This is a genomic window from Streptomyces sp. NPDC037271, from assembly GCF_055603605.1.
Window position 1 is genome coordinate 62,530 of the sequence record NZ_JBVJVN010000032.1, and the last position, 12,274, is coordinate 74,803.

Annotated in this window: 9 protein-coding genes and 3 pseudogenes; 8 read left to right on the forward strand and 4 right to left on the reverse strand. The window is 70.0% G+C overall.

Annotation, left to right across the window (positions count from 1 at the left end):
• Window positions 1-302: 302 nt before the first annotated feature.
• A pseudogene (locus ACZ7G3_RS33330) lies at window positions 303-683 on the forward strand (hypothetical protein); the annotation flags it as partial.
• A 209-nt stretch (window positions 684-892) separates the two neighbouring features.
• Entirely contained in the window at window positions 893-2,437 is a 1,545-nt protein-coding gene (locus ACZ7G3_RS33335; RefSeq protein ID WP_470930206.1) for an alpha/beta hydrolase, read from the forward strand.
• A 119-nt stretch (window positions 2,438-2,556) separates the two neighbouring features.
• Here ACZ7G3_RS33335 and ACZ7G3_RS33340 read toward each other — a convergent pair whose 3' ends face one another.
• From ACZ7G3_RS33340 to ACZ7G3_RS33350, 3 genes are read right to left on the reverse strand one after another with little or no spacing between them, the layout of a single operon-like run.
• Window positions 2,557-2,964: a DUF6262 family protein gene (locus ACZ7G3_RS33340; protein ID WP_470930208.1), complete on the reverse strand. Its 408-nt coding sequence runs from the start codon at window positions 2,962-2,964 to the stop codon at window positions 2,557-2,559.
• Window positions 2,961-5,213 (reverse strand): tyrosine-type recombinase/integrase, encoded by a 2,253-nt coding sequence (locus tag ACZ7G3_RS33345; protein WP_470930210.1) that lies wholly within the window; start codon window positions 5,211-5,213, stop codon window positions 2,961-2,963. Before ACZ7G3_RS33345 ends, ACZ7G3_RS33340 begins: the two co-directional genes overlap by 4 nt.
• Window positions 5,203-6,378, reverse strand: a complete 1,176-nt coding sequence (locus tag ACZ7G3_RS33350) for a tyrosine-type recombinase/integrase (protein WP_470930212.1) — start codon at window positions 6,376-6,378, stop codon at window positions 5,203-5,205. Before ACZ7G3_RS33350 ends, ACZ7G3_RS33345 begins: the two co-directional genes overlap by 11 nt.
• A 131-nt stretch (window positions 6,379-6,509) precedes the next feature.
• Here ACZ7G3_RS33350 and ACZ7G3_RS33355 point away from each other — a divergent pair.
• The 4 genes and pseudogenes from ACZ7G3_RS33355 to ACZ7G3_RS33370 all read left to right on the forward strand — a co-directional run.
• Window positions 6,510-6,791, forward strand: a pseudogene (locus ACZ7G3_RS33355) (HNH endonuclease family protein); the annotation flags it as partial.
• Window positions 6,792-6,988: 197 nt separating this feature from the next.
• The gene (locus ACZ7G3_RS33360) at window positions 6,989-8,728 is read left to right on the forward strand and encodes an alkaline phosphatase D family protein (protein ID WP_470930214.1); all 1,740 of its coding nucleotides are present in this window, start codon (window positions 6,989-6,991) and stop codon (window positions 8,726-8,728) included.
• 228 nt (window positions 8,729-8,956) lie between these two features.
• Window positions 8,957-9,412 (forward strand): DoxX family protein, encoded by a 456-nt coding sequence (locus ACZ7G3_RS33365; RefSeq protein ID WP_470930216.1) that lies wholly within the window; start codon window positions 8,957-8,959, stop codon window positions 9,410-9,412.
• Between the two features lie 334 nt (window positions 9,413-9,746).
• Entirely contained in the window at window positions 9,747-10,391 is a 645-nt protein-coding gene (locus ACZ7G3_RS33370) for a DedA family protein (protein ID WP_426603465.1), read from the forward strand.
• 103 nt (window positions 10,392-10,494) lie between these two features.
• Here ACZ7G3_RS33370 and ACZ7G3_RS33375 read toward each other — a convergent pair whose 3' ends face one another.
• A complete protein-coding gene (locus ACZ7G3_RS33375; RefSeq protein WP_470930218.1) occupies window positions 10,495-11,247 on the reverse strand; it encodes a helix-turn-helix domain-containing protein in 753 nt (250 codons plus the stop codon).
• 222 nt (window positions 11,248-11,469) lie between these two features.
• Between ACZ7G3_RS33375 and ACZ7G3_RS33380 the strand changes: the two genes are divergently transcribed.
• Entirely contained in the window at window positions 11,470-12,141 is a 672-nt protein-coding gene (locus ACZ7G3_RS33380; protein WP_470930220.1) for a DUF4097 family beta strand repeat-containing protein, read from the forward strand.
• A 12-nt stretch (window positions 12,142-12,153) separates the two neighbouring features.
• Window positions 12,154-12,274, forward strand: a pseudogene (locus ACZ7G3_RS33385) (ABC transporter); the annotation flags it as partial.

Sequence of the window (12,274 nt, forward strand, 5' to 3'; positions counted from 1 at the left end):
TCTCGCTGGCCGGCCCCGCGTGCGAGGCCTGCCTCCGGGCGCCGGCTCAGGCGAGCTGAGCAGTATGTCGACGGTCCGGCGAAGAGCTACTCCCCTTCTGCGCCATCCATAGTACGCGAGCCGTCGAGCGAACCCGAGAGGCGAAAGCCCCGGGGCCGTCGGAGGCGAAAGTCCCGTCGGACTTATAGACGTGCCATGCACACGTCACTAACTTCTTACCGACCGCACATCTGTGCGCCATGCGGCGTCGCGAGCATTCCCCTGCCCGCGCCCCAACACCCCCACACTCCAAGGGAGTTCGCATGCCGAAGTTCTACGCGCGTCGACGGCTCGGTTTCCTCGCCGCGTTCACCGGGCTCATAGCCTCCGCCGGGCTCCTCAACGGCCCGGCCGCCTCCGCCGCCCTCCCCACCCCGGTCAGCGCCGCCACCGCCCGCTCCTACCTCGCCTCCCTCACCGTGGAGACCGAGAACCGCACCGGCTACGACCGCGACCTCTTCCCGCACTGGATCACCCAGTCGGGCTCCTGCAACACCCGCGAGACCGTCCTCAAGCGCGACGGCTCGGGCGTCGTCACCGACTCCTCCTGCGCCGCCACCAGGGGCAGCTGGTACTCGCCCTACGACGGCGCCACCTGGTCCGCCGCCTCCGACGTCGACATCGACCACCTCGTATCCGTAGCCGTGACGATTTGAATTGGAATATTCTCAGTTCACGACGTCAACGGCATGCCGTCGACAACCGATCGTTTGACACGGCACTTGCACTCGCGAGGCGCCGTGCCACGAGACCTTTCGTCTCGTGTGGTCTGAGCTTTCTCGGGGGACAACCCCACCCCGGTTCGGGGCTTTCCCGGAGTGTGCTGCGATGTCCGCCGCCCTAGCGTGCGGACATGTCAACTTCCCGACGCACCAAAGCGTTCGCGGCCTGCGTAGCGGTGCTCGCCGCCACCGCGACGACCACTGCCACTGCCACCGCCACCGCCACCGCCACCGAGCGGAACCCGTTAGCCCGCTTCCACGGCCAGCATGTCGACTGGCACGCCTGTGCCCTCAATGCCGACGACAAGCTCGGCCAGGACCTGGACGCCGCGGGCGCCGACTGCGCGGACATCACCGTACCGCTCGACTACGCCGACCCCGGCGGTCGCACGATCACCGTCGCCCTGTCGCGCCTGAAGGCCACCGACACCGACCACCGCATTGGCCCGCTCCTGCTCAACGACGGGGGACCGGCCGGCCCCAGCCTCCACATGCCACTGACCAAGTCGGAGGCGATGGGAGTAGTTGCCGACCGCTACGACCTGATCGGCATGGACCCGCGCTTCGTCGGCCGGAGCACCCCACTGGACTGCGGCTGGGACCTCGGATCGGCCCCCCTGCGCTCGGCGGGCGCCGACCGGACGGCATTCCGCCAGGAGGTCACCGTCGCCCGCGACCTGGCCAGGCAGTGCGAACGCGCCCACGGCGACGTGCTGCCGTACGTCACCACCCGCAACACCGCTCGCGACATGGACGTCATCCGCGCCGCCCTCGGCGCGGACACCCTCTCCTATCTCGGCTACTTCTACGGCAGTTACCTCGGTGAGGTCTACACACAGCTCTTCCCGGGCCGCACGGATCGCATGGTGCTCGACGGCGTCATGTCCCCGAAGTTCTACAACCAAACTCTGCTGCGCGGCGCCGAGGCGGCCAACGAGGCGGCCCTGCGCACCTGGGCGTCGTGGGCCGCCGCACGACACAGCACCTACGGTCTGGGGGCCACGCGTGCCGAGGTCCTGGCAACGGTCGAGCACATCCTCGACGCCGCCGCGCAGAAGCCGCTGCGGATCGGGAAGACGCACCTGCTGGACGAACACGTTCTCCCCGCCGTCCTCATCGGCGGCCTCGGCAGCGACCTCAACAAGCGGCGCGCCGACCTGGCCGCGACCGTCCGCCTCCTGGCGCGCGCTGCGAACCGGGAGCCGGTCGAGCCATCCCAAGCACTCGCCGGTCAGCTGGGGTTCCTGCTGACCGGAGAAGGCTCGGCCCCCGCAAGCCAGATGACCGCGATCATCTGCGGCGACGTGGCCGAGCGGCGCGGCGTCGGCAGTTACTGGCGCACGGTCCAGGCCTCCCGCGAGCGGTTCCCCCTCGCCGGGCCACTGGCCAACAACATCACCCCCTGCGAGTTTTGGGACCGGCCCGCCGAGGCGCCGACCGTGCTCGACAACGACGTCCCCGCCCTGCTCGTCGCCGCCACCGGCGACCCCCGCACCCTCTACCCCGGCGCCGAGGACGTGCGTGAGCAGTGGCCGAGCTCCCGGCTGCTCACCATGGACGGCGCCCGCCAGCACGGCCTGTACGGCGAGTACGGCAATGCCTGCATCGACGAGCGTGTCAACGCCTACCTCCGCACAGGACGACTCCCCGCACACGACCTGACCTGCGAGGCGTAACCCTGGCAGCGTCCTCGGCGACGCGGGCGGGACCGGCGGCGCCGAGGACGTACACCGAGACCGGCCTTGGGGAGCATGACGTGAGGGGATCGATCAGCGGACCATGCCCTTTCGCAACTTCACTCAGCTTCGTAGCAAGCCAGGCGCCTGCGCAGATCGAGGTTCTCGCCCTGCGCCACCTCCAGGGCCTTGCGGAGTCTTGCCACCTCCTCGCGGTGAGTCTCCTGCTGCCGCGTGAGGCGGGCGCTCAGTGCCCTCACCGCGGCGGAGGTCGAGGGGTCGCCCGGCGGATCGGCAGTCGCGGCCGGAACCGGCCCGCTCTTGGCGCGGTGGCGTTCGATCCGGGTGCGTAGTTCCGGGCTCCGGTAGAGGAAGTCGGTGCTCACCCCGGCCTGGCGGGCCACGGCGGTGAAGCTGATGGGCTTGCCCGCCTTGGCCAGCTCGGCAAGCGCTGCGCGGGCCCGCTTCTCGGCTTCCTCGGTGCGGGCGCGGGTGGCCTGGCGGAGATGCTCCGGCATGGGCGTCATGCGGTCGGTTCCTGTCGTTGGACGGTGGACCGTGATTCGGGGCGGTCGGCCGCGCCGGCCCCGCGCACCGCCCTCAACTGTCCGTCCTCACGGACGCTGACCTGGTCCAAGGCGACGAGGACCTTGTTCAGGGCTCGCGTTTCGGCGAGGCGGCCGGCGAGCCAGATGTTGTCCTCGCCCATCTGCTCACCGTGGCGGGCGGTGAACTGGGCCTGGCGGCTTGCGATCAGTGCCTTGGTCTGGCCGAGCTGGTGCCGTAGTTCGTCGCGGTGGCTGGCGTCGGTGACGAACTTGTCGCAGGTGAGGCACGCGTTGCCCTTGGAGCAGACCTGTCTGGGCGGGAGCATGCACCAGCCGTTGGGCAGGACGCGGTCGGCGCGCTGGTCCAGGTGGAGGAGGTCGTAGAGGTCGCTCGGGTTCACCTCGGCGGTGCGGCCGTCTGCCGTGACCTTCTTATAGCGGAGGAACTCGCGCTCGGCCGTCACAGCGAGGGTCTTGGCGTAGTGCATGGTCATGGCCGGGGTGACGTGTCCCAGGTAGCGCATGACGACGTGGATCGGAACCCCGGCGTTGATCAGGTCGGTTGCTCGCGTGTGCCGGAAGGTGTGGGTCCTCGAGATCTTGACGGGGCGGCCGACGCTGTCGGTGATCGCCAGTTTCTCGGTCAGTGCGCCGAGTCTGCTGTGGAAGGTTGCCGAGGCATACGGCCTCTTCCCGAGCGGGTTGTTCCGGGTCTGCAGGAAGAGGTAGCGCGGGTCCGTTCCCTCTGGGGCACCCTGGGCTGCGGTGAACTCACGAGCCCACTCCTGCTGGCGGCGGATGATGTCGACGATCTCCTGGTCGACCGGGATCGTCGGCGAATCACCGCCGGTGATCTTCGTCTGCTGATAGACAAGCCGGGCCACGAAGCCGTCCGGCTCCTTGTCCTGCTGCTTGCTCGTTGTCAGGAGCGGCAGCAACGGTTCAAAGTCCATCATCAGGACCTCGTTCATGCGTCGGCCGGTACGGATCAACAGCATGAGCGCGTGGAAGGCCTGCCGGTCATCGAGCCCACCCTCGGCCTTGGGGGCCGCGAGTGCTCCGGAGCCTGCGGCGATCTGGCTGACGACCTCGTCCTCCAGGGCCATGTCGTCCGGTGGCCGGTTGGTGAGTCGTGGCTTGTCCTCCAGCCGAAACAGCACCGAGTGATGCGCACCGAGCGCGCCCCAGCGGCGGTCACCGAGTACCGAGACCGCCTCGGCGCGGTTGTCGTACATCCACCGGTAGAACGCCTCGATGGTCACCAGCGTGCTGCGGCGGCTGTTCTTGGACAGTCTGCCGCCCTTGTTCGGCCCGCTCATCACCGTATGGCTGTTGAGGGAGTCCACGAATCCGCGCAGCCAGGGCCTCAGCTGCTCTGGGGACTCCACGAGTTGAGGGCCGGAGCAGCCGGCCTGGTCGATGTACCACTGGAACCACTTCAGGTGGTCGAGGCGACTCTTCACCGACGACCACACGTACCGCTCCGTCGACAGCTGAACGGAGAGCCACCACTTCGCGGATTCCCGGAACCAGTCCGTCGTGAGCTGGCTGAAGTTGGCCACGGACCGGCCCCAGGGCTCGTGCTCGCGTTGCGGGATGCGCCGGTCCAGACTGGGGTTCCACACGTCCAGCTGCCACCATTCACCGTCGTGATAGGCATGGGCCAGGCGGTCCTGGAGATGCTTGACGCTGTTCAGCACATGCGTGACGAGGCGCGCGTTCCGCGACGCGTCGGTTCGCATGACCGCACGCTGCACTTCGCGCGCCCACTCCTCGTGGGAGAGCGCCGTCAGCGACCTTGCGGAACGTGCCTGCGGTCCGCCGTGCTCGATCGCGAGGACCAAGCCCCGCCTCAGTTCCTGGAACCGCACTGTGGTGATGGCGTATCCCTCGGCGACTTGCTGATGGATGCACCAGGCCAGTTCCCAAATCATGGGCTCGGGCAGACCCCGGAAGCTGATCGCCTGGGAATACCAACCCTTCTCCCGGTCGATAATCTGCTTGGTGAAAGCCCTGCCGTAGTCCTCCGGCAGGTTGGCCGAGTCGAAATGGTCCTGCCGGTGCTCCTCCGGCAGGCTCTCCCACAGTCGCAGCGCCTTCTCCTCGCTGAAGAGTCGGGCCACCGACAGGCGCGGGTCTCGCTTGTCCTGCCGCTTACGCTCCGGAGTACGCGGCGAGGGAACAGCCGCTGTCTCGGCTACCAGATGGACGATCGGCTCAGCTTTCATGGCGGCTTCCCCAGGCTTGCGTGATCTTCTGCCAGTCCGCACACGCGCGCAGCTCGGCGTCCTCGGTCACATGGGCGTACGTGTTGATCGTGGTCTGGATGTCGGCGTGGCCGAGCCTCCGGCTCACCACGTGCATGGGCACGCCTGACAGCAGCAGGGCCGTGGCGTGGGTGTGCCGGTACCAGTGCGGCGTCATGTCCGGCGGCAGTCCGGGGACGTGCTGCTTCCGCGCGGACAGGTGCTTGTAGACGCTCTCCGCCCTGAGCGGCGCGAACCGGCGTCCGCGGTGCAGGTTGCAGAAGATGTACGCGTCGTCCCAGTCGTCAAGTTCGACATCGGCGCCGGCCTCGCACAGGGCCCAGACCCAGTCGCCGTAGAGGCGGTCCAGAGCCGAGCCGATGAAGACGCGGCGGTGGCCGCTCTTGGCCCGCAGGCCGTGCGGGTGGTCCTCACGGTGGACGACCTCGACCTGCGCGGTGGTACCCGTGCCGGTCTTCCAGTCGCGGTGCCGCAGGCCGAGTGCCTCGCCGAGCCGCAGCCCGGTCTCCTCCAGCAGGGTCCACAGCAGGCGGAACCGCAGTTCACCCGACCAGATCGCACCTTCCGCGTCCCAGGTCGCCTCCGCCTCACGGAGCGCCGACATCTGGTCGGGCAGCAGCACCGGCACCGGCTTCGCCCGCACGCGGATCTTGACCACGCTGGAACGCCGTCCCGTCCTGCGCGCCACGTGCTCCAGGAACGGCAGGTAGCTTCCCGGCCGGGCCTGAACCGTCTCGTACAACCGTCCCGCGACCTCGACCCCGCGAGCCGCGTGATAGCGATAGAACCCCATGACGGCCCGAGCCCGGCTCGCCACGGTTGCGTCGGCCGCCTTCACGCCCTCGTGGAGCGGCACCACGTCCTCAGCCACGCTCCTACGACGCAACTGTCCTACAAAGATGCCGAGTTCAGTCACTCCAATAGCGTCCCACGCCTGCGCCCGACGCTCCAGAAACGTCCACCACAGGGCGAGACCCCGCGCGTAACTCTTGAGGGTGTTGGGCGAGCAGTCCCTCGATCTCAGGTACTCCAGGTACTGCTCGACCGGCTCTGCTACGCGGTAGTCCTCGCCGACGACCGTCCACGTCACCCCTTCACCCATGACCACCCGTTGCGTGCTCGCCACTGCCACCCCGTCCGTCATCGCTGTCAGCGGCACCTCACCGCTGCACCGGATAACGCACCGCTCACAGGAAGGACACGGCCCACCACACCACGTCACAGACGTCAGCGACACCAAAAGCAAAGTACGGATAACACCTCGTCCCGCTCGCCGAGGCCTGGGACTCCGGCGCCGGCTCCTGGAGCACCTCCCGGCGCCAGTCCTTCGCCAACGACCTGACCCGCCCCCAGCTCCTCGCGGTCACCGACAACGTCAACCAGTCCAAGGGCGACCAGGACCCGGCCACCTGGATGCCCTCGCGCAGCGCCTACCACTGCACGTACGTCCGGGCCTGGGTCCAGGTGAAGTACTACTACGACCTCTCGGTCGACTCCGCCGAGAAGTCGGCACTGCAGAGCCGGCTCGCGAGCTGCTGACGCCACGTCCCGGCCGGCCGGGCACCGGGTGACCGGGACGTGACCTCCAGGCACCGGAGGTCCGGGGGGTCTGCCACCGGCGGCCCGGTCCCCGTGTCCGGTCATCGCGCGCCCGGTCACCGCGTGTCCGGGCGCGGAACCTCCGCGCCCACCTCCGTCGTTCCGTACCGTACGGGGCGACGGAGGAGGGCATCACCATGGCCGGACTACGCCTGGGACCACTGCTCAGGTACACCGACGGCTCGTGCGCGACCGTCTGGGTCGAGACGAACCGCCCGTGCACCGCCGAGGTGCGCTGCGCCGACGGCGCCCGGGGCACGTCCCGCACCTTCCAGATCGCGGGGCACCACTACGCCCTCGTTCCGGTGAGCGGTCTGACACCCGGGAAGGCGACGGAGTACGACGTACTCCTCGACGGCGCGCACGTGTGGCCGCCGCCCGACTCGCGCTTCCCGCCCTCGGTGATCACCACGTCCCCGGCGGTGCACGAGGAGATGCGCATCGCGTTCGGCTCCTGCCGCTGGGCCGCACCACCGGCCGGCGGGAAGGACCGGGTGGGCCCGGACGCGCTGGACACCCTCTCGGCCCGGATCGCCGCCGACCCGCAGGGCGCGCGGCCCGACCTGCTGCTCCTGCTCGGCGATCAGGTGTACGCCGACGAGGTCTCCGACGCCACACGCCACTGGATCGCCGGCCGCCGCGACCTGAGCGAACCCCCCGGCGACCAGGTCGCGGACTACGAGGAGTACACCCGCCTCTACTACGAGTCGTGGCTCGACCCCGAGGTGCGCTGGCTGCTGTCCACCGTGCCCAGCTGCATGATCTTCGACGACCACGACGTCATCGACGACTGGAACACCTCCGCCGCCTGGCTCGCCGACATGCGGGCCACGGACTGGTGGCGCGAGCGGCTGCTGAGCGGGCTGATGTCCTACTGGGTGTACCAGCAACTGGGCAACCTCTCCCCGGACGAGCTGGCCGCCGACCCTCTCTACGCGGCCGTCCGTGAGGCACCCGACGGCACCGACGTACTCCGCACGTTCGCCGCGCGGGCCGACGCCGACCCGGCCTCCGTCCGCTGGAGCTACCGGCGCGACTTCGGCCGCGTACGGCTGGTGATGGTGGACTCACGCGCGGCCCGCGTCCTCGAGGAGGACCGCCGCACCATGCTCGACCCGGGCGAGGCCGCCTGGCTGCGGGAACAGATCCTGGACGGGCGGGTCGGCGGCGAGAACCGGGACGGGGACACCGAGGGCAGGGACAGCGGGAACGGGAACAGGGACGGGGACGGCGACGGAAAAAGGGACGGGGACGGCGAGCAGAGTGCGTACGACCATCTGCTGATCGGCACCTCCCTGCCCTGGCTGCTGCCCCACCTGGTGCACGACGTGGAGGCGTGGAACGCGGCGATGTGCGTCGGCGAGCGCGGCGCACGCTGGGCGCGCCTCGGGGAGAGGATCAGACGCGGGGCCGACCTGGAGCACTGGTCGGCCTTCCCGTCCTCCTTCGACGCCCTCGCCGACCTGATCGCCGAGGCCGGCACCGGCCCCGGGGCACCCGCGACGGTGAGCGTGCTCTCCGGCGACGTTCACCACGCCTACGTGGCCGAACCGTCCTGGCCGGGCCGCGCGCCCGACGCCCGGGTGGCGCAGCTGACCTGCTCCCCCGTCCACAACTCCGTACCGCTCTCGATCCGTCTCGGCTTCCGCTTCGGCTGGAGCGCCCTGGCGCGTGCCCTCGGGCGGCGCATCGCCCGGCACGGACGCTGTGCGCCGCCGGCGGTCGGCTGGCGCAAGACCGGCGGCCCCTGGTTCGGCAACCAGCTCATGACGCTGACCCTGCGGGGGCGATCGGCCCGGCTGCGACTGGAGCAGGCGCGGGCGGAGCGCGACGGGGCGAGCGTCCTGCGGATGATCACGGACAGAGAGCTGGCGTAGGCCGGGAGCGAGGCCGAGTATGAAACCAGTCACATCGATGGCCTGCGGCGTACAGGTGGGAGCGCTCCCACCTGCAAGGGCGACCGGACCGGAAGGGTGACCGTTCGTTAAGCCATGGCTAAATGTTGAACTTGCAAGTACTCGTAAGGCGCACCTAACGTGGGCACCCCACTCGGTTCCGTCCCCACCGGCCCCATACGGCCGGTCCGACCGAAGGAGCACCCCCACATGTCCGAACGCCTCAACAGCGCCCAGCCCTACGCTCTCGGCCTGTTCCGCATAGTCGTCGGCCTGCTCTTCGCCTGTCACGGCGCGGCCTCCCTCTTCGGCGTCCTCGGCGGCGCCTCGGGAACCGGCGGCACGATCGAGGCGGGCACCTGGCCGGGCTGGTACGCGGCCGTGATCCAGCTGGTCGGCGGCGGCCTCGTCATGCTCGGCCTCGGCACCCGCGCCGCCGCGTTCATCTCCTCGGGCTCCATGGCCTACGCGTACTTCAAGGTGCACCAGCCGGGCGCCCTGTGGCCGATGGAGAACGGCGGCGAGGCCTCCGCCATGTTCTGCTGGGCCTTCCTGCTGCTGGTCTTCACCGGCTCCGGCGCCTTCGGCCTGGACCGGCTGTTCGCCCGCCGCACGTCCGAACAGGAGAAGTCCGCCGCGGAGCGGCAGACGCCGGTCGCGGCCTGACCGCCCCGGAGCGGTACCCGCCTGATCCACGAGGCACCGGAGCGGTGCCTCCCTGCACCGGGAGGCACCGCTGTCGACGGGGAGGCACCTCTGTCGCCCCGCGGTGGGGAAATCACCGTGCGACTGGCGGCACGCGGGCACTCCGCGAGGCGTGAACACCCGCTCCCGGCGCGGACACCCTCGCCCAGGTGAACGCTCCACGCCGAACACACAAGGCCCCTGTGAACCGTCTGTCACACCTCAGGCGTACGCTGTATGGCTGTCATCGGCCGCTCCTGCCGTCCCCGCGTCTCGCGGCATGGCCCGGCCCACGGGGGAGTAACGGGGAGTTGTGGTGGCCGAGAGTCTCGGGAGTATTGGTTCGCTGGTCAGCAGCCCATGGATCTATGTGCTGGTGGCCGTCTCGGTGCTCCTCGACATCTTCCTGCCGGTACTGCCGAGCGGTGTCCTGGTGATCACGGCTGCCACGGCGGCGGCCGCGGGCACGGGCGCCGGCGCCGCGGCTGCCGGGCGGGTTCCGCAGGACGTCCCCGACATCCTGGTCCTGACGCTGTGCGCGGCGACCGCGTCCGTCCTCGGCGACCTGGCGGTCTACCGCCTCGCCTGGCGCGGCGGGCCACGCCTGGACCGCGCGATCGCCCGTTCCCGCCGGCTGACCACGGCGCAGGAACGTCTCGGCGGCGCCCTCGCCCGTGGCGGCGGTGCTCTGGTCGTACTGGCCCGCTTCGCCCCGGCCGGCCGCTCGGTCGTCTCTCTCGTCGCGGGCGCCGCTCACCGCCGGGTCCGCGAGTTCCTCCCCTGGTCGGCCCTGGCCGGACTGGCCTGGGCCGCCTACAGCGTCGCCCTCGGCTACTTCGGCGGCCAGTGGCTGGGCGCGACCTGGCTGGGGGCCGCGGTGTCGCTGGTGGCCCTGTTCGGCGCGGGGGCGGGGGCTGCGTACCTGATGCGCCGCCAGCCCAGGGCGACGGGAGCGTCGTAGCCGCCCGCTGCTCCGGGTCGCCCTTGCCCAGAGCCGCGTCGTCGCTGTCCTCGACGCCGCCGGCCCGGGCGACCGACCGGCTGTGACCGAGAAGGACGATCGCCTACGCGCGGTCCGAACGCGGCTCGTCGACGCCGCCCGGGGTCGTTTCGGGTTTCGCGTGGAGGATCTCGCGGGCCTGCTCCGCTGCGCGGGCGAGGCTCTCGGAGACGAAGTCGAGGAAGCGGGCCACGTTCTCCAGGCGGGCGGCGGCCGGAGTGTGGGGGCCGAGGACACCGACGCCCTGCCGTGCGATCTCCACGACGTGGGCGGTGGAGCGGGCGCTGGCCAGCATCGACTGGTACCAGATGTCGTCGTCGACGACGTAGCGCTCGCGGCGGCGTTCGTCGCGTTCCCGGCGGACGAACGCCTGGCTTTCGAGGAACGCGATCGCTTTGGAGACCGACGCCGGGCTGACTTGAAGGTGTCGGACGAGTTCCGCCGCGGTGAGGCTGCCGGTGTCGGTGAGGGTGAGGCAGGCCATCACCCGGGACATCATCTTGGGCATGCCCGACGCCATGAGGACGGTGGTGAACAACTCCTCGTACTCGCGCACCGCCTCGGCATCGCGCCCGTGCGCCTGTGCGGGCACATCCGACGCCGGCGCCGCCTGTCTGCGCCGGTGGGTACGGCGCTCCGTGGCGCGGTGGGCGAGGTCGGCGCGGTAGTCGGTGGGGCCGCCGTTGCGCATCACCTCACGCGTAACGGTCGAGGTCGGACGATCGAGCCGCCTGGCGATCTCCGCGTAGGCCAGCCCGTCGGCCAGCCCCAGCGCGATCTGCTGGCGTTCCTGCTGGGTGAGTCTGCCTCCCGGCACAGCGGCCTCCTCATGGGTCCTTGGTGACTACAGCCTAGCGTTCACTCTCAATCCATTGCAACGAACAGGGGAGAGTTGTTGCGTTAAGCGAGAGACCATCGCAACGAAATACTCACTCTGACCTGGCTTTATTGAGATTGAACGCAACAATCTCGTTGCGCGATCCGTGAACGCAACGTAGCGTTTTCAACGTCAGAAACGACGAGCCGCAGGAGAGAAACCATGCAGAAGTTCGACACCCCCGCCCTGGTCACCGCCGTCCTGGACATCCCCGCGGGACGCGTGCAGTTCATCGCCGCCGACCGGGCCGACACCACGGTCGAGGTCCTGCCCGCGAACGCCTCGAAGAGCCGCGACGTGAAGGCGGCGGAGCAGGTCCGGGTCGCCTACGACGACGGCGTCCTGCGGATCGAGGGCCCCGCGGCGAAGAACCAGGCCTTCGGCCCCTCCGGAGCAGTCGAGGTGACCGTCCAACTGCCCGCCGGCTCCGGCATCGAGGCCAAGACGGCCGCCGCCGAGTTCCGGGGCGTCGGACGGCTCGGTGACGTCACCTTCGAGGGCGCGCAGGGCTCGGTCAAGCTCGACGAGGCCGACAGCGCCCGCCTGACCCTCCTCGCCGGTGACGTGTCGATCGGCCGTCTGGGCGGCGCCGCGGAGATCCGCACTCAGAAGGGCGACATCAGCGTCGCCGAGGCCGTGCGCGGCACGGTCGTGCTGCGCACCGAGTCCGGCGACGTGTCGGTCGGCGCCGCCCGCGGAGTCTCCGCCTCCCTGGACGCCGGCACCACTTACGGCCGGATCCACAACGCACTCCACAACGCCGACGGCGCCGACGCCGGCCTGGCCATCCACGCGACCACCGCCCACGGCGACATCACCGCCCGCAGCCTGTAGAAGGAGCACTCCATGACCAGCTTGGCCATCGCGGCGAACGGGCTGCGCAAGTCGTACGGCGACAAGACCGTCCTCGACGGCGTCGACCTGCACATCCCGGCCGGTTCCGTGTTCGCCCTGCTCGGGCCGAACG

Coding starts and splice junctions, on each gene's coding strand:
- ACZ7G3_RS33335 (WP_470930206.1), top strand. CDS start 893: ATGTCAACTTCCCGACGCACCAAAGCGTTCGCGGCCTGCGTAGCGGTG.
- ACZ7G3_RS33340 (WP_470930208.1), bottom strand. CDS start 2,964: ATGACGCCCATGCCGGAGCATCTCCGCCAGGCCACCCGCGCCCGCACC.
- ACZ7G3_RS33345 (WP_470930210.1), bottom strand. CDS start 5,213: ATGAAAGCTGAGCCGATCGTCCATCTGGTAGCCGAGACAGCGGCTGTT.
- ACZ7G3_RS33360 (WP_470930214.1), top strand. CDS start 6,989: ATGGCCGGACTACGCCTGGGACCACTGCTCAGGTACACCGACGGCTCG.
- ACZ7G3_RS33365 (WP_470930216.1), top strand. CDS start 8,957: ATGTCCGAACGCCTCAACAGCGCCCAGCCCTACGCTCTCGGCCTGTTC.
- ACZ7G3_RS33380 (WP_470930220.1), top strand. CDS start 11,470: ATGCAGAAGTTCGACACCCCCGCCCTGGTCACCGCCGTCCTGGACATC.